Source organism: Serratia sp. L9 (assembly GCF_050632285.1).
GTDB lineage: Bacteria > Pseudomonadota > Gammaproteobacteria > Enterobacterales > Enterobacteriaceae > Chania.
On sequence record NZ_CP192591.1, the window covers coordinates 3,278,591 to 3,296,052 of the forward strand.

Annotated in this window: 13 protein-coding genes and 2 pseudogenes; all 15 read left to right on the forward strand. The window is 53.8% G+C overall.

The window, feature by feature from the left end; all coding sequences use genetic code 11:
- Positions 1–18: 18 nt before the first annotated feature.
- The 15 genes and pseudogenes from ACQ86O_RS15425 to tssA all read left to right on the forward strand — a co-directional run bounded on the left by ACQ86O_RS15425 (position 19) and on the right by tssA (position 17,382).
- The gene (locus tag ACQ86O_RS15425; RefSeq protein WP_431221847.1) at positions 19–780 is read left to right on the forward strand and encodes an OmpA family protein; all 762 of its coding nucleotides are present in this window, start codon (positions 19–21) and stop codon (positions 778–780) included.
- Positions 781–782: 2 nt separating this feature from the next.
- Complete coding sequence (locus ACQ86O_RS15430) at positions 783–1,274, forward strand: Hcp family type VI secretion system effector (protein WP_142013637.1); 492 nt, start codon at positions 783–785, stop codon at positions 1,272–1,274.
- Between the two features lie 168 nt (positions 1,275–1,442).
- Positions 1,443–4,114, forward strand: a pseudogene (tssH, locus tag ACQ86O_RS15435) (type VI secretion system ATPase TssH).
- The gene (locus tag ACQ86O_RS15440) at positions 4,114–6,522 is read left to right on the forward strand and encodes a type VI secretion system Vgr family protein (RefSeq protein ID WP_431221848.1); all 2,409 of its coding nucleotides are present in this window, start codon (positions 4,114–4,116) and stop codon (positions 6,520–6,522) included. The pseudogene tssH and the gene ACQ86O_RS15440 overlap by 1 nt, the downstream one beginning before the upstream one ends.
- A gap of 6 nt (positions 6,523–6,528) precedes the next feature.
- On the forward strand, positions 6,529–7,317 hold the full coding sequence (locus ACQ86O_RS15445) for a DUF4123 domain-containing protein (protein WP_431221849.1): 789 nt from the start codon (positions 6,529–6,531) through the stop codon (positions 7,315–7,317).
- 382 nt (positions 7,318–7,699) lie between these two features.
- Positions 7,700–8,215, forward strand: coding sequence for a DUF3304 domain-containing protein (locus ACQ86O_RS15450; RefSeq protein ID WP_431221850.1), 516 nt, complete (start codon positions 7,700–7,702; stop codon positions 8,213–8,215).
- Complete coding sequence (locus tag ACQ86O_RS15455; protein WP_431221851.1) at positions 8,203–8,547, forward strand: hypothetical protein; 345 nt, start codon at positions 8,203–8,205, stop codon at positions 8,545–8,547. Before ACQ86O_RS15450 ends, ACQ86O_RS15455 begins: the two co-directional genes overlap by 13 nt.
- 173 nt (positions 8,548–8,720) lie before the next feature.
- On the forward strand, positions 8,721–9,383 hold the full coding sequence (locus tag ACQ86O_RS15460; protein ID WP_431221852.1) for a phospholipase effector Tle1 domain-containing protein: 663 nt from the start codon (positions 8,721–8,723) through the stop codon (positions 9,381–9,383).
- A gap of 64 nt (positions 9,384–9,447) precedes the next feature.
- Positions 9,448–10,566: a hypothetical protein gene (locus ACQ86O_RS15465; protein ID WP_431225742.1), complete on the forward strand. Its 1,119-nt coding sequence runs from the start codon at positions 9,448–9,450 to the stop codon at positions 10,564–10,566.
- Positions 10,567–10,979: 413 nt separating this feature from the next.
- Positions 10,980–11,237, forward strand: coding sequence for a PAAR domain-containing protein (locus ACQ86O_RS15470; protein ID WP_431225743.1), 258 nt, complete (start codon positions 10,980–10,982; stop codon positions 11,235–11,237).
- Entirely contained in the window at positions 11,234–11,683 is a 450-nt protein-coding gene (locus ACQ86O_RS15475; protein ID WP_431221853.1) for a hypothetical protein, read from the forward strand. The genes ACQ86O_RS15470 and ACQ86O_RS15475 overlap by 4 nt, the downstream gene beginning before the upstream one ends.
- A gap of 104 nt (positions 11,684–11,787) precedes the next feature.
- On the forward strand, positions 11,788–12,381 hold the full coding sequence (locus tag ACQ86O_RS15480; RefSeq protein ID WP_431221854.1) for a hypothetical protein: 594 nt from the start codon (positions 11,788–11,790) through the stop codon (positions 12,379–12,381).
- Positions 12,382–12,427: 46 nt separating this feature from the next.
- Positions 12,428–13,555, forward strand: coding sequence for a hypothetical protein (locus tag ACQ86O_RS15485; protein ID WP_431221855.1), 1,128 nt, complete (start codon positions 12,428–12,430; stop codon positions 13,553–13,555).
- Between the two features lie 31 nt (positions 13,556–13,586).
- Positions 13,587–15,790, forward strand: a pseudogene (locus tag ACQ86O_RS15490) (ImcF-related family protein); the annotation flags it as partial.
- Positions 15,787–17,382 carry a type VI secretion system protein TssA gene (gene tssA / locus ACQ86O_RS15495; RefSeq protein ID WP_431221856.1) on the forward strand — a complete coding sequence of 532 codons (1,596 nt, stop codon included), beginning with the start codon at positions 15,787–15,789 and terminating at the stop codon, positions 17,380–17,382. The pseudogene ACQ86O_RS15490 and the gene tssA, both read left to right, overlap by 4 nt.
- Positions 17,383–17,462: the final 80 nt, after the last annotated feature.

The following is a 17,462-nucleotide window of genomic DNA, read 5'->3' on the forward strand; positions in this document are numbered from 1 at the left end:
ACCGTTACAGCGCTTTGTGTGTCGGGGGGATTGGTGTTTGCCGGGTTCTTTGCCCTGGCGCTGTTGTTGAGCTTTATCAATAACCATCGGCTGATAGACAACGTAGGAGACGATCTGGCCCGCTACCGCTCGTTAAGTGGCACGCCACCAGAGCCCAAATTGCTTGCTCAGCAGCGGTTGCGTGAGGATGAGCAGCGACTGGCACGCTTTCAACGCCAGGGGGAGCCATTGGCGCTTGGATTGGGGCTGTATCAGGGCATGGCGCTTTACCCGGTGGTCCAGGCGGCAATAGGTGACTGGGTTCCCGCAGTGGCCCCGGTAGCGCAGCCATTACCCAACGTGGTGGTGCAGGCGGCACCAGAAACCGTGCGGCTGGACAGCCTTTCGCTGTTTGATACCGGCAAGTATCAATTGAAAGCCACCTCCACCAAAGTGCTGGTGAACGCGTTGATGAACATTAAAGCCAAGCCCGGCTGGCTGATCGTGGTGGCTGGGCATACCGATATCACCGGGGACGAGCAGGCCAATCAAAGCTTGTCCCTTAAACGGGCGGAGGCAGTTCGCGACTGGATGTTACAGACCAGCGATATTTCCCCCACCTGCTTTGCGGTGCAGGGGCTAGGGGCAACCCGGCCAATCGCCTCCAATGATAGCGAACAAGGGCGAGCAGCAAACCGAAGAGTAGAGATCAGTCTGGTACCGCAGGCCAATGCCTGCCAAGGGCCAGGCAGTGTAATGCCGCCGGAACGACCAAGCGGCTTCGAAAACCAAGGAGAGTAATTATGGCAATTCCAGTCTATTTGTGGCTGAAGGACGACGGCGGTGCGGACATTAAAGGTTCAGTGGACGTGCAAAGTCGCGAAGGGAGCATCGAAGTGGTGGCGCAGGATCATAGCCTGTATATCCCGACTGACAATAACACTGGCAAGCTGACCGGCACGCGTATTCACACTCCTTTCATCTTTACCAAGGAAATCGATGCGTCCAGCCCTTATCTGTACAAAGCGGTTACCACCGGTCAGACGTTGAAAACGGCTGAGTTCAAATGGTATCGCATTGATGATGCAGGCCAGGAAGTTGAGTATTTCAATACCAAACTGGACAACGTGAAGGTAGTGAAAGTGGCTCCCAAGATGCACGACATCAAGGATCCGGGTAAAGAGAAGCACAATCATCTGGAACTGGTGGAACTGCGCTACGAAAAAATCACGTGGACCTATAAAGACGGCAATATCATTCATTCCGACAGCTGGAACGAACGCGCCACGGCGTGAATATGTGGCAGGCGGCCATGTCGCCTGTCTTTCCGTTGTTTTTCCCTAGCGTCTGTTGCAGGCATTAGGCAAAGACAACGTAATTTTATCAGATAACCTTATGGGCCTCGGTTAACGGCTATGGGCGGTAGCGTGCTCAAACGTTCTGAGATAAAGGGGAAAGGAACTATGGAAAATCAGTCAGCTATTCTATTACGCCGCTTAAACTCTTATTGTGCGCAGGCTCTTGAGGCTGCGGCAACGTTGTGCCAAACCCGTGCCCACGCAGAAATTACCATTGAGCATTGGCTGTTAAAGTTACTGGAACTTGGGGAAGGGGACATCACCGTCCTGGCCCGGCGTTACGATTGGAATATGGATGGGGTATGGCAATCGCTGTTGGCGACGCTGGACAGCCTGCCACGCTCGGTTCGTAGCCGCCCGCATCTTTCTGTGGCACTGATGAACCTGATGAAGCAGGCATGGTTGAAGGCTTCACTGGATGAAGATGCCCAGCAGATCCGCAGCGTACATCTGCTCGCCTCGCTGATGGCCAAACCGGCCCAGTTGGCCACCGACGGCCTATGGCCGCTGTTGAGCCTGAGCCCGGCACAGTTGCAGCGCCTGCGTCCTTTGCTGGATGCACAATCTGATGAACGCCCTGAGTTGCAGCAACAGGCGGAACTGGGCCGTCATCCGGCAGTATTGCCCTCACAAGAGTTTGAGAGTGACCCTGTGACCAGCCCTTTACAGATAACACAACCTCCAAACGAAGCTCTGCTGGCGGTGTTAGACCGCTTTACTCAGGACGTGACGGCCAAAGCGAGAGAGCAGCTTATCGATCCGGTTTTTGGCAGGGATAATGAAATCCGTCAGATCGTGGATATTCTTTCCCGTCGCCGCAAGAATAACCCGATCCTGGTGGGGGAGCCGGGCGTGGGTAAAACTGCGCTGGTGGAAGGGCTTGCCTTGCGCATCGCCGAAGGTAATGTGCCAGACAGCCTGAAAAAGGTCAGCGTTCGCACCCTGGATCTTGGGCTGCTGCAGGCGGGGGCCGGTGTTAAGGGGAGTTCGAACAGCGCCTCAAGAGCGTGATCGCGGCGGTGCAGCAATCCCCGGAACCCGTCCTGATGTTCATTGACGAAGCACACACCATAATCGGTGCCGGTAATCAGGCCGGTGGCACCGATGCCGCCAACCTGCTCAAACCGGCATTGGCTCGTGGTGAGCTACGCACGATTGCCGCCACCAGCTGGTCGGAATATAAACAGTATTTTGAGCGTGACGCTGCCCTGGAACGCCGCTTCCAGATGGTGAAGGTGGAAGAGCCCGACGATGAGAAAGCCTTCCTGATGCTGCGGGGTCTGAAAGAACGCTATGCCAAACATCACGGTGTGCATATTACCGATGAAGCGGTGAAAGCGGCGGTAATCCTTTCCCGCCGCTATCTGACGGGCCGCCAGCTACCCGACAAGGCGATCGACCTGCTCGACACTGCCAGCGCCCGGGTGCGTATGAGCCTGGATACCAAGCCTGCACAGCTGATGCAGGTCAGTTCTGAACTGCTGGCGCTGGATATGGAACAGCAGGCGATTGAACAGGATATGGTGCTGAGTTCCGATATCGATCCCGCTCGCCTGGCAGATATTACCGACTGGCGCGACGTGTTGCGTAAACAGCAAAATGAGTTGGAAAAGCAGTATCTGCAAGAAAAGGCCTTAACCCAACAGTTGCTGGAATTGCGTAAAGATCTCAGCCGTGCGGACGAGCGGGCCGAACTGCAGCAGCAACTCAATGAACTGCAGAATAACATCCGCCTGCTTTCGCTGGATGTTGATGCCCGCACCGTGGCCACGGTCGTCGCAGATTGGACCGGCGTGCCGCTGGGCAGCCTGTTGAAGGACGAGCAAACCAGCTTGCTGCAGTTGGAGAATAACCTTGGCAAACGCATTGTCGGCCAAGAGACGGCTTTACAGTGTTTAGCCCAACGGCTGCGTGCCTCTAAAACCGGATTAACGGCGGAGACTGGCCCACTGGGCGTCTTCCTGCTGGTGGGGCCGAGCGGGGTGGGGAAAACCGAAACCGCGCTGGCGCTGGCAGACTGCCTGTTTGGCGGTGAAAAATCACTGCTCACCATCAACTTGTCTGAGTACCAGGAGGCACATACCGTTTCTCAACTGAAAGGTTCACCGCCGGGGTACGTCGGATACGGCCAGGGTGGCGTGCTCACCGAAGCGGTGCGCAAACGCCCATACAGCGTGGTGCTGCTCGATGAAGTGGAAAAGGCTCACCGCGACGTGCTGAGCATGTTCTATCAGGTGTTTGACCGTGGCTTTATGCGTGACGGCGAAGGGCGCGAGATCGATTTTCGTAATACCGTGATCCTGATGACCGCCAATCTGGGTAGCGACCATCTGTTGCAACGGCTGGAAAAGCAACCTGATGCCCCGGATGCAAGCCTGCAGGAAGTGTTGCGGCCAATCCTGCGCGATCACTTCCAACCGGCATTGCTGGCACGTTTCCAGACGGTGGTTTATCGCCCGCTGGCGGCCCCGGCACTGCGCAGCATTGTGAAGATCAAACTGGAGCAGGTCGCTCAGCGCCTGCAGCGCCATTATGGGCTGGAATGCACCATTGAAGAGAGCCTGTACGATACGCTGGTGGATGCTTGCCTGCTGCCAGACAGCGGTGCGCGCAATATCGACAGCTTGCTGAACCAACAGATCCTGCCGGTGCTGAGCCAGCAACTGTTGCAACAGCAGGAACAGCAAAAGCCGAAAATGAAGCACCTGCTGTTGGGTTACAGCAATGAAGAAGGGATCACTCTGGAGTTTCGGGCAACGGATGACGAGGTACGCTGATGAGCAATTTGACGACGCTGAATAACCTGGCAGAAAACCTGATGTCCGGCCTCAATCGCTATCGGTTGGAGGTTCAGGGCTGTGATGCGGCGCTGGATGTTGAGTCTTTTACTGCCCGTGAACAGCTCAGCGACGTCTATCGGTACCAAATCAAGTACACCAGTGCTACCAAGGATATTGCGCCGCAGCAGATGTTGCGCAAGGGTGCCACACTGACTATGCAGACGCTGGGTGAGCATGTGTTCGGCCTGGCGACGCCACCGCAGGTACAAAAGGTCGTGCATGGCATCGTCACTGGTTTTCAGCGTCTTTCCGGTTCGGTGGATGAGGCGCTCTATCAGATAACCCTGGAACCTTTCTTCACGCTGTTGGGTAACCAGAAGCGTTCCTGGCGTTTCTTCCTCAATCTGTCAGTGCCGGAAATTGTCGAGCAGATCCTGCGTGAACATAATTTCAAAGGCTGGGAGTTTGAGTTCCGCCTGAAACAGACCTATCCGAAACGGGCGCAGGTCAATCAGGCTAATGAAAGCGATCGGGCGTTTATCGAACGCCTGTTGGCGGAAGTCGGGATTTTCTACACCTTCACGCTGCATCCAGATACGCAAACCGAAATCCTGCTGTTTGGCGATCGGCAAAGCTTTTACCAATTTGGTAAAACGCTGCCGTTGCGTAACCCTTCGGGCATGAGCGACAACGCCGCCGAAGCGGTTTGGGGGCTGAGCCTGCGCCACCAGGTGGTAGAAAAGTCGGTGCTGGCCAAAGATTATAACTATCGCGAAGCGCATAACCCGCTGCTTTCCGCTACCGCAGATATGACCAGGGGCGAAGGGGAAGAAACAACCTACGGGGATGTATACCACTATCAGCCACGCCACCTGAGTACGGGCGACAAGATCACCCCTGCAAGCGAAACTGCCAATTTTTGGGCCCGGTTGGAACACGAGCGCTATCTGCTGCAGCAGACCCGGCTGCGCGGCTATAGCAGCGATGTCACGCTGGCGCCGGGCCAGGTGCTGACCATTCAGGATGCGGTGCTGGCTTCTTCGCTGCCTGCCGTATTTCAACAACCGGTGCTGATCACCGCCGTGCGTTTCAGCGCCAGCCGCAGCAGCGCTTTGCAGGTGCGCTTTACCGCCATTCCTTACAGCGAAACGCTGTGCTACCGCCCGGCGCTAAAAGCGCGCCCGGTAATAGCAGGCAGCTTGATGGCCCGCATCAGCAGCCCGAAAGATAACGATATTTATGCCCATCAGGACAAAGATGGCCTGTACTGGGTGAAGTTTGACGCCGATCTGGATGAAAAACCGCTGGGTTATGAAAGCATGCCTGTGCGGTTGGCAAAACCCTACGGCGGCGATACCTACGGTATTCACTTCCCGCTGATACAGGGCACTGAAGTCGCGATCGCCTTTCACGAAGGTGACCCGGACCGGCCTTATATCGCCCATGCGATGCATGATTCACGCCATCCGGATCACGTGACCGAGCGCAATAACACCCGCAACGTGATCCGCACGCCCGCCAATAACAAACTGCGGATGGAGGACAAGCGGGGTGAGGAACATATCAAGCTAAGCACCGAGTATGGGGGCAAGAGCCAGCTTAGTTTGGGGCATATTGTTAATGCCAGCCGTAAAATGCGTGGCGAAGGTTTTGAAGTTCGCACCGACAGTTGGGGGGCGATAAGGGCGGGGAAAGGGATCTTTATCAGCGCTGACCAACAGGCGACGGCTAATGGGCAAGTGTTGGAAATGGACAGTGCGATCAGTCTGGTGAAAGGCGCAACAAACCAGGTGACCGAGTGGGGTTCCATTACTCAAAGCCATCATAATCTGCAGCCGGATGCCCAGAGCCTGAAAGACTACCTGACCAGTGCGGATAAGCTGCAGGCCCCGGCCATATTACTTAATGCGCCAAAAGGCGTGGGGGTGGTCAGCCCGGATGTGGTGATGTTGCAGAGTGGCAAGGCACTGTATGCGCAAAGTATGGGGGAAATTCATATTGCCAGCACCCAGCGTATTGGCATCAATGCCAGCAAAACCATCTCTATGTTGGCGCAAAATGAAGGTGTTCGGCTGGTTTCTGGTAAAGGGCCTTTCGAATTGGAATCCCATGGTGATGTCCTTGCCGCCACCGCCTTGAAAGACATTACTATCCAGTCAACGCAGGGCCATTTGCAATTGACCGCAAAAAACGGCATCACCCTGGCTTGTGGTGGTGCCTATATCCGTATGTCGCCAGACGGGCAAATTGAAATCCATGGCCCGAACCTGCTCAGCCTGAAAGGCAATCATGAGTTGCAAGGTCCAGCCAGCCAGGACTTCCCGCTGCCTGAATTACCGCAATCGGTGTGTAAAGAGTGTTTGAAAAAAGCGCAGGCAAATGCCGTGGGATTTGTTGCCCGATGATAAGAAATGGAAATCAGCGTGGAAAATAGAACAAAGGCGGGGATCCAACATTGGATCAACCAGATTGAACGCACATGTGCAACAACCCACATCAGCAACATTAATCTGGTGCTTGACCAAGCGGGAAATACCCCCGCAATAATACAGGAGTTGAAACGTTTCCAGCCCGCTATTTCCTGGTGTTCATTGTTGGAAAATGAACCCGAGAATGCGTTTCTTGAAGATGCGCCGCTTTTCATCCAGATCCAAATGAATATCTGGCAGCATAAAGAGTGGTTCCATGCGCTTTTGCGCCAATTCAGTGAACCCTCCAGAGTGTTATTGCTTTTCTCCCCCTATAGTTTTGAGCATCTGGCCAAGCAATTACAGCAGTTGGTCATCGGCGAATGGGAAGGGCGCAAAGGAGTGCTGCGTTTTTATGATACGCGGATGTTTCCATTGCTTTTAAAGTCGATTCTTTCTGCCCAACAACGTAACTATCTGTTAGATATTGCTTTGTTATGGAGTTGGCGTAACCGTGATGGCGATAGTGTCTGGCTGCCAGGCTCTTATATTAAAGGGCGCGAGTTGCCGCAAAATAGCCGCTTGACTCTGGATGACAGACAGTTTGATTTGTTAGGGTATATTAGTGATATCGAATTGTTCTACAAGGCGCGCCGGTTCGATTTTCCGCAATATACCCATGAGGAGTTTTTCCAGCTACTTTGGCGTAAAGTACCGGAAATTATGCAGCAACCCTTGCTGGCACAAACTGATGACGTATTTATGCAGTACCTGTTGCAAGATAAAAAATGATGGTGGGTTAATTGTGCGGTTTTTCGGGTTTTCTGTTGGATGCATAAAACGATACTACCAGGCGGTAAGAGCATGAAAGCCCAGAAACCATTTTTAAAGCCTGTCTCAAATGTTTTTAAATTATCTGTTTGTTATTGCATACCATCGGGTTCTTTGGCTGTTGACAGTAAACACAGCGCAGGAAATATTAATGGATATAACCACGCCTCGAATAAGATAAACAGGTTCTCTGTCAATAGCGCTGCGGGTGGTGGGGATTCCGTTAGATATACCGGAGCTTCAGTTATGGCCAGAATATTTTTGTTGTCTGCTTCGGGTATTTATCTATATTATTAGAGTAAGTGATAATATAGATAAATGCCCTGTATAAGGATATCATAAAGTGCAAATAATTAATCGGTTTTCAAAGTTTACATTATGCAGTTTGATACTATACCTATGCTCTTGTGCACAAACAGGTGCTTTAGCTGGTGATAATGAATCCAGTGCGGGGGATTTGAGGGGGATTAATCATACTCAATCAGGCATTAACAAATTTTCGGTAAATGGTTATGGTGGCGTTATCGGAGGTAATACTTGCTGTATTATGATCCCGGATAAATGGCAGCCGGGAATGAAAGCACGCATTGAGTGGGAAGTCGACCCTAATCCTGATGAGAGCTTACCTGCGATAGGAACCGACGAGTATAGAAAAGCGTATCAACGCCATGCGGCTAACTACCAACTTCATAACACCACTGTAGATATCCCTAAATATGTTCAAGCTTGCGCGTTAACGGTGCATTTCTTACCCTGTAATAAGGTTAAGGTAACGAATGCCTGCGCTATATATGGTCAGCCTGACTATCCCGTAAAAGAACCGTTAAATATGCCGGAGCCTAAGTCATGTCCAAAATAATTACTCAGTCATCTTGGGCTCCACCTTTATTCCCAAGTAAGGGGCGTTTGCCTGACGACCCTTCAATTGTGCAAGCTAACTACGAGCAGCAGCAAAAACAGGTTCGTGATTTCGGTTGCCAAATGAATATGGCTACGGGCAGGAAAAATCCACTACCTTGTAGCCAAAGTTTACATATTAGCCTTTTCTTTGATGGTACTAATAATAATGATGACAATGATACGGCGGCTAAGCCACCGCACCCGACGAATATTGCTCGGTTGTATCATGCAACAATAAAAGGGCCTCAGGCGGAACAAAGTGGTTTTTTTCTTATTATATGCCTGGTGTAGGAACGCCTTTTCCCCAGGTTGGAGAGCTGGATTACAGTAATAATGGGTTGATGTTTGCATCGGGTGGTGAAGACCGTATTAATTGGGGCCTGCTCAGAATTGCTGATGCGCTATCTTCTGTAATCGCTAAAAAACCGCTCACATTGGTTACGATGAAAGCTAAGACGAAGGAAATGCGTGCCCGCTGGCCCTTATCTGGCGTTATCCAGCGGCGTGAGGCGATAACCAGTTTACTGGAGCCTTTACGTGCAAAGGTTGCAACAACCCAACCGCACTTGCTGGGTATCAAGCTGTTTATTTATGGTTTTTCCCGTGGCGCGGCAGAAGCTCGTACTTTTGTTAACTGGTTGACCGAGCTGTTTGAAACCCCTGCGGGTGCGCTTGACCCACAACCTATATTGCTTGGCCTGCCATTAACCGTTGAGTTTCTAGGCCTGCTTGATACGGTGCCCTCGGTTGGGGTTGCCCATATAGCGCCCTTTGCTGCCGGGCATATGGGATGGGCAGACGGTACTCAGCAGTTGCCGGACGAGGAGCGTTTTCCCTCACTGATTAAATGTTGCCGCCATTTGATCTCGGCACATGAACAGCGGCTGTGCTTTACTCTGGACTCTATTCGTCGTCCTTCCGGGGTTTATCCTGCTAATTCGAAAGAAATCATTTACCCAGGTATGCACTCTGATGTTGGTGGGGGTATCCTGCGGGGGATCAGGGCAAAGCACAAACGCCTGAAATGCTGTTATCGCAAATACCCTTACATGATCTCTATGCCGCTGCGTTTACTGCTGGCGCTCCACTGTCTTCACCCAAAAAATCTATTCCAGAAGACATATTGAACGAGCAACCGTCCCGGGGGATGGGGGGAATATAGAGTACGAGTTTGACTTTAGTTCGGAGCTTATCAAACGCTTCAATGCCTGGCGGCAGACCCTGGTGGGAGGAGACGCCTCATCCCAAGCCAAGGATAATCTCGCATATGGTTATGAACCCGTAAGTTTAGGCAAATCGCTGGAGGTAGCTGTTGATGAGCAAATCGCCTGGATAACCGCCTGGCGCATTGGCCGCTATGCCAACTACAGCTATAAGCACCAGCCGTTCTTCCTGGCTGCGAAGGAAACCAGTAAAGACGAAGACCCTGAGACTTATAAGAAGAGTAAAGCAGAGAGTGAAAATCTGCAGAAAGAAGCGGAAGCCAAGCGCGCAGCGGCGAAAAAGAATCCTGATGATCCCAACAGCGAAGCAGATTTAAGCAAGCCTGGTAACCCGTTGTTTGAACCGGCTTGGGATCAGCGTGAACTCAGCGAGGCGGCTCACGAATTTCGTAATGACTATTTTAACCGTATGCGTGACCAAAACAGTTGGCAGCAGATTACCTTAGATACCATCCCACGTTATGCCATTTTGTTGCTCAGCAGTGATGACGAAGATGTGGAATACGCCCGAATGAAGAAGGCAGGCCAGGCATTGGAGTTAAGGTTGTTCGCCGATCATCTCGGGACCACCAGCTCAGACCCGACTATGGCCTTGGTCTGCGCGCTGTATGACGATCAGGTGCATGACTCACGGGCCTGGTTTATGTATGCCACATTAAAATCGCGGGAACTGTGGTCGGGTTACCTGCGTTACCGCATGATTTACTTTGGTGATGAGTGCAGCAAATCGCTTTCGCTGGTTTCCGTTGCAGGTAAGGTGATAGGGGTTGCCACCTTGGTCGGAGGCATAATTTACAGCGTCCGTCAGAAGAAGGCGCAGAATATGGTTATGGGATTGGCTGGCACGGTAGCAGCATTAGGTATGGAGCGCTCTATCGTGGATATCATTAATCAACACCCGGTAGAGTTGGTTGCGGGAGCCGAACAGCTCTGGCAATCCACCAGGCAGATCGGGGGATTGATTGAGAGTCAGAAGCAACTGGCTGTCGCCAGCCAATACCAACAGATGATGGATGAACTGGGTTCGTTTCTGAGTTTCGATTCGCTGGAAAAACAGGTGAAAGATGTTGCGACCAGTACGGTATAACTCTCTGTTATCCATAGCAAAGTAAATACCTTTTACTGCGGCGATGGAGTAAAAAAGGCTAGCCGTAAGCCTAAGTATCAACAGCTGCGTACGGCGGTTGATATTCCTGAATGCCGTGAAAAACATGGCGGGTTAGCGGTGTGTTTTTGGGGGCAATCAGATCAGCGTCACGACTTCGTGCTGGGCGGTTAAAGCGCCAGTGTCTCCCCCAGCGTTTGCTGCTGGCGGGCATTTACCTGATAACCCACTTTTGCTGCAGGCCAATGATTTTACTCGTGCCTTATACTCCGATAATTAATTTAACGCATTGATATTGCTAAAAATGAGTGAGCACGGAGCAATCAACCCATGGTCGATCTTGCGGCCAGTTTGAATGCGGAGCCTATTGCCGAGAAGGCGCATGATATGAGTACATTAAAAAAATGATCCGCCGTGGCGATACGCTGCGTGAACATGGTGGTCAGGTGCTGGAAGGGCGATACATGGCTTTCGGCAAACCTATTGCCTGCGTGGGCGATGCCGTCAGATGTAATCAACATGGTTCAACGGTGATTGTGGAAGGCGCAGCGGGCACAAGGTTTGATGGCAAGGCCGTAGCCCTTGAAGGGCATCATTGTGCCTGTGGTTGTGCGCTGGTCAGCTCACTTTCGCAAGTGGATATTGCTTTATGAAATTACCGCCAATTTACCCGGATTATCGCGAAGTAACTCCGCCGGGTAAACTACGCTGGGCAACGGTGGGTAGCCTGTTTTGGCTGCTGTTTGCCTTGGTGACGATAGTGGTCTGGCCCCAGAATAGGCCCACACAGACAGGGCAATTCTGGTTCTGGGTGATTGGATTACCCTTGCTGCTGGTGGCTCTGTTATTCGCCGTTAGGTGTCTGATTTATCATGTGGCACTCAGTAACCAGAAAAGTTATCGCGAAGTGATTCAGCAGGCGCAAACGCAATGGTGGACACAACGTGGTCAGGGGCTTCCCATTGAGCATTTATGCCTAGTGGGTCCTGTTGGGGATAACATTACACATCATCTGGCTGTATTGCAGCAGGTGGTGCCACCCCTGCACCTTTTTATGACGGCAGCGGCAGGGCCTTATTGCGCTGTCCTCAGGTATTAGAGAACGATCCCACACGCCGCGAGTCTGCGCTGGCCCGCCATTTAGCGCGAACCTTAATCGATGTTATCCAAGCCGAGACGCGGGTATGGCCCGGCGTGGTTGAAATGTACTGGTTTGGAGCGTTAGAGAGCGGCCAATTGTTCCGTCAGTATCTGGTCGAGCAAGGTTGGCAACTGCCGATGACCTTTTCCGCCATTGAGAATATTGATGACCTGGACCAGGTGATCGACCGCTTTCATCATTACCCCCAGCAGCAAAACGCGCGTCTGTTGTGTGCGGGAGTACATTGCTCCCCGCCATCAGACAAGAGTGGCGTAGTCGGTGAGGCCGGATTTGCCTGGATTGCAGGGCATGCCGGGAAAGTGATCTCTGGTCGCCCAGAAAGGCAAGACAAGGCGGATGAAACCCCAGTGCGGCTGGCAGAGCACGTCATGAAATCTGCAGCAATGAAGGACATGCCTGAACATTGTCTTGCTCTGCAAAAAAGCGTGGCGGAAGAGTTGCAGCAGAGCGGATGGCCAACTCTTGATCACATTCTTGAAGTCTTTTGGGGTGAGTTGCAGGGTATTTCCCCCTTTGTCGCCATGTCTATCGCTGTGTTCCAGAGCAGAGAAAACCAGCAACCTTGTGGTTGGCTGGCTCAGGATGCACAGAGAAAAAGTATTATCGGAGTAATAACAATTGATAAAGAACAGTGAAAACAAGGGATCTGTATTTCGCCAGATAATATGGTATTCGATAGTCGTGACGCTCTTGCTGTTAATCATTGGTGGGCTGTACTGGTTTTTGCAGGATACGTTGAACTTACCGCCGATCACCTTGCCGATGCTGATCATCAGCGCTGGCATTGTCTGGCTGGTGCTGATGTGGTTATCGCCTTTTATCATGCATGCGTGGGATAGGTTGGCCCGTTCCCGGGCGTTGCAGAAAATCGGTAGAACGGCTCCTGAATCGGTAGCACCCACCTTGATGAAGGGCGACGAGACATTTACTGAGCTTAAAAATCACCTCCGCCACCGCTACGGCCTGTTCTGGAAAAGAAAAGTCCGCATCCTGATGCTGGTAGGCCAAGAGCAGCAGGTGAATGCAATAGCCCCTGGTTTGGTCGCCCAGCAGTGGCTGGAAGGCGAAGGCACGCTGTTGCTCTGGGGCGGCGCCGCTACTGGCGAGCCTGAACCAGCGCAGCTCAAAGCATTGCGCAAGCTACGCCACCGCCCGTTGGATGGCCTGGTGTGGGTAACAGATCAATACGCGCATTCAGCACCAATAGGCCAAGCGGCACCTGCGTTTTCCCAGATTGTGCCTGAAGCCGACACCATGGATACGCTGGCTCGCGCGTTGGTTAAACGCTATCAGTCCCTGGGCTGGCAGGTGCCGTTGTACGTCTGGGCATTGCAGAGCAGCCCGTGGGATCAATCCTCCCGCCTTACCCAGCCGGTTGGCTGCCTGTTGCCACCGCAGTGCCAGCCGGAAGCGCTGGCTGAGCAGTTGAGCACCTTGTCGCCGCAGCTTATTGCTTTGGGCACCCAGCAGGTGTTGCAGGATACCCGCCACGATTTTTTACTCAGCTTGGCAGACAACCTGTTGCGTGGTGGGGCAGAAAAGCTGAAGGCAAGCTTGGCGGTGCTGCTTAGCCCGTATCAACCTCTGCCGGTAGCCGGTGTGATGTTCAGCCTGCCGTTATCCGCCGCGCAACGTACCACCCCGCACAGCTGGGGGGCGATAACAGCTGGTCTGCGGTGCTGGATTCGGTGTTGCACCTGCCGGTGGCGCTATTGCCTAAACGCACCGGTTTCCCTTGGCAAAAAGCCGCTCGCTGGTGTCTGGCCGTGCTGCTGTTGCTTTGGGGGCAGGCATGCTGGTGTCATTTAATGCCAACCGTAATCTGATCAACGATGGTTCAGAGCACGCCCGGTTGGCTAACGATCCTAAACAACCATTGCCCGATCGGTTGCGCAGCCAGCAGGGGTTGCAACAGATCATTGCCAAGCTGCAATACCGTGAGCAGGCGGGTGCGCCTTGGTATAGCCGCTTGGGGCTGAGCCAGAATACGCTGTTGCTGCAATCCCTGTGGCCGTTCTACCAGAGCAGCAATAACCTGCTGGTACGGGACGACGTTGCCAGGCATCTGCATCAGCAGTTGACGGCATTGGTGGCGATGCCGCCAGAAACTCCGCAGCGCATTCAGCAGGGCAAATTGGCCTATGACCAACTGAAGGCCTATTTGATGATGTCCCGGCCGGAAAAGGCCGATCCGGTATTTTTAAACCGGGCGCTGCAGGCTAATTGGCCGCCACGCAACGGCGTCACGCAAGGGGTGTGGCAATCGGTGTCACCGGCTCTGCTGGGGTTTTATACCCAGAATCTGCCCCTTCACCCCGAATGGAAAATCACCGCTGATGAGGCATTGATAAGCGATGTTCGCCAAATTCTGCTGCGCCAGTTTGGTGTCCGCAATGGCGAGGCCACGCTCTATCAGAACATGTTGCAGCAAGTTGCCAAAAACTACGCGGATATGAACCTCAGCCAAATCGTGGGCGATACCGATGCCAATCTGTTGTTCACCACCGATGAAGTGGTGCCGGGCATGTTTACCCGTAGGGCATGGGAAGAGAACGTTTCAAAAGCCATCGACAAAGTAGTAAACCAACGCCGTGAAGAGATCGACTGGGTGCTGAGCGATAACCAGCATAACCCGGCTTCGGATGTCACGCCGGAGGCGTTAAAAGCGCGCCTGACGCAGCGCTATTTCACCGATTTTGCCAGCAGTTGGCTGAATTTCCTCAATAGCATCCAGTGGAATACTGCCACTAGCCTTTCCGACTCGATCGACCAACTGACCCTCATGGCGGATGTACGCCAGTCACCGCTGATTGCGTTGATGAACACCGTTGACTATCAGGGCAGAACCGGGCAAACCGCGGAAGCCTTGTCAGATTCGTTGGTGAAGTCGACCAAGAAACTGTTCAATGCCGCCAATCAGCCGGTTATCGATCAGAACGCCGGGCCGAAAGGCCCTCTGGACGATACCTTTGGCCCATTATTGGCACTGATGGATGGCAAGGCCGGTGGGCAGGGCAGCACCAACCTCAGCCTGCAGACCTTCCTGACTCGGGTAACGCGCGTGCGGTTGAAGCTGCAGCAGGTCACTAATGCCAACGATCCACAAGGCATGACGCAGGCTCTGGCGCAAACCGTATTTCAGGGCAAGGCGGTAGACCTGACCGACACCCGCGATTACGGCAGCCTGGTTGCCGCCAGCCTGGGGCAAGAGTGGAGCGGCTTTGGCCAAACGCTGTTTGTACAGCCGATGGAACAGGCCTGGCAGCAGGTGCTGACCCCGACCGCCTCCAGCCTCAATGCCCAGTGGAAAGGAGCAATAGTTGATGACTGGAACAGCGCATTTGGTGGGCGCTATCCCTTCCGCAATGTTTCCAGCGATGCTTCTTTGCCGCTGTTGTCGCAGTATCTGCGATCAGACAGCGGGCGCATTCAGCGCTTTCTGGAAAGCCGACTGGGGGCATTTTGCATAAAGAGGGCAGCAAATGGGTGCCGGATACCGTGAATGCCCAGGGGCTGGTGTTTAACCCCGAGTTCTTAAAGGCGGTAAACGCCTTAAGCCATTTGGCGGATGTGGTGTTTACCAACGGCGAAGCCAACCTGTATTTCGAATTGCGCCCCGGCACGGCGAAGGATGTCATGCAGACCGACTTGACCATCGACAGCCAGAAACTGTCCTATTACAACCAGCTCCCTACCTGGAAGCGCTTTAGCTGGCCGGGGGATACTCCGGCTCCTGGGGCGATGCTGAGTTGGATCAGCACCAAGGCGGGGACGCGGCTGTATGCGGATATCTCCGGCCCCTGGGGGCTGATCCGCCTGCTGGATAAGGCGCGTATTTCCCCCTATGCCGGTAACCGCAGCAGTTACGATCTGAGCTGGAATGCACCCGATGGCCTGTCACTGAACTACACCCTGAGAACCGAGCTGGGGGACGGGCCAATGGCGTTATTGAAACTGAAAGGATTTGTCCTGCCAGAGCAAATATTCCTTACCGGCAGCGGCGCAATGGCCAATGAAATGCCCCCTGAAGGAACTGACCAATGAGTGTGCTGGATAACCTGGTAACCGCCTGTTTTGCAGGTGATAAAGAGGCGGCGATCGCGAGTGCTGTACAGCAGACGGCGCTGTGGAATAAGTGGCTGCTGCCCATTTCTGCCGGGAACCCGGTAGGCAGCGATCTGAGCTATGACGACCGTTTTGAGCGTATGCGTGAAGAGGTGAACAAGATCTCCGGCGCAGATACGGCGCTGATTTGCCAAAATGCCGAAGCGCTGTTGCTGGAGGTGGGCAAGGATGTGCGTGTCGCCACCTATTATACCTGGGCGCGTTTGCAGCAGGATGGTGAGGCCGGGCTGGTTGAGGGGCTGGCACTGTTGGCCGGGCTGATTACGCAGTTTGGGGAGGCGCTTTACCCGCAACGCCCAGCTTCACGCCAGGCCGCCATCGAGTGGCTGTGTGGCATGAAAATCCAGACCACCCTGTCGCTGTACCCAGAGGTGGATGACCACGCGGGTAAATTGATGGTGGCGGTGCTGTGCCTGCTGGAACAGGCATTGGCCGGGTGGGAAGAAGTCTACCGGCCCAATATGCAAGGGCTGACGGGCATGCTGGACACTCGCTTGGCGCAGTCTGGTGCGTTATTTACTACCAGTAATGAAAGCTCAGAGGCTGTCGCCAAGGAGGCGCCGTTGGCTGCGATGCCTTCGTTGGGCGCTATCCGTTCCGGGCGAGACTTGCTCGATCAGGCCAAGCTATTGACGCAGTATCTGCGTGAACAACCCCAGGGCTGGCTGAGCGCAGCCCGCGTAATGCGCAGCCTGCGCTGGGATGCTGTCCACCAGATACCGCCGCAGGATGCCAGTGGCAGAACGCGGCTGGCACCACCACGCAGCGAGCTGCGCGCCACTCTCAAGCGCCTGTATTTGCAACAGAGCTGGAACCTATTGCTGGAACAGGTAGAACGCGATTTTGCCGAAGGCACCAACCACTTCTGGCTGGATATACAATGGTACGCCTGCCAGGCACTGGCTAAATCTTCATATCCTTTCCCCGCTTGGGGCGAGATCATCAAACGGGATTTGGGGATGTTTCTGGAACGCCTGCCCGGTCTGGAGTTACAGGCATTCAATGATGGCACCCCTTTTGCGGATGAAGTGACCCTGGCCTGGATTGACCAACAGGTCAGTGGTAATCAGGAAAGCTGGCACGCGGAACCGATCGGCCAGGTGCCTGGCGACAGCAACGATATCCTGGCCCTGGAGCCCGAGGCGTTGGCGATTGCCGACAGCGAAAGCCTGGATGCGGCGCTGAACTGGCTGGCCGGGCGGCCGGGAGTGGATAGCGCCCGCCAGCGCTGGTTACTGCGTTTGATGATGTCGCGTATCAGTGAACAGTGCGGCAAAAACGAAATGGCATTGCACCTGCTGGCCGAACTGGATACCCCTCATGTGGCCTTCACGCTTAGCCAGTGGGAACCGGCGCTGATGTTTGAAGTGAAAGCCCGGCGCTTGAAGCTGCTGCGTATGAAGGCTCAGCGCGGCGAAAGTGATAAGGCGGAGCTGGCCAGCCAGATGGAGCAGTTGCTTGCCGGGCTGGTAGCCATCGACCCGGCACGGGCCGCCGTGCTGTGTCATTAATTTAACAACGATGAATTTTGAGGTTGGCGGCATGCGCCAATTTCATTTGCTTGCCTGTCCGCAGAGTAAGCCTGATACCA

Excerpts from the sequence above, each read along its gene's own strand:
- ACQ86O_RS15475 (WP_431221853.1), top strand. The coding sequence starts at position 11,234 with ATGAAATTACCGCCAATTTACCCGGATTATCGCGAAGTAACTCCGCCG.
- ACQ86O_RS15445 (WP_431221849.1), top strand. The coding sequence starts at position 6,529 with ATGGAAATCAGCGTGGAAAATAGAACAAAGGCGGGGATCCAACATTGG.
- ACQ86O_RS15460 (WP_431221852.1), top strand. The coding sequence starts at position 8,721 with ATGCGTGCCCGCTGGCCCTTATCTGGCGTTATCCAGCGGCGTGAGGCG.
- ACQ86O_RS15455 (WP_431221851.1), top strand. The coding sequence starts at position 8,203 with ATGTCCAAAATAATTACTCAGTCATCTTGGGCTCCACCTTTATTCCCA.
- ACQ86O_RS15440 (WP_431221848.1), top strand. The coding sequence starts at position 4,114 with ATGAGCAATTTGACGACGCTGAATAACCTGGCAGAAAACCTGATGTCC.
- tssA (WP_431221856.1), top strand. The coding sequence starts at position 15,787 with ATGAGTGTGCTGGATAACCTGGTAACCGCCTGTTTTGCAGGTGATAAA.
- ACQ86O_RS15430 (WP_142013637.1), top strand. The coding sequence starts at position 783 with ATGGCAATTCCAGTCTATTTGTGGCTGAAGGACGACGGCGGTGCGGAC.
- ACQ86O_RS15480 (WP_431221854.1), top strand. The coding sequence starts at position 11,788 with ATGTACTGGTTTGGAGCGTTAGAGAGCGGCCAATTGTTCCGTCAGTAT.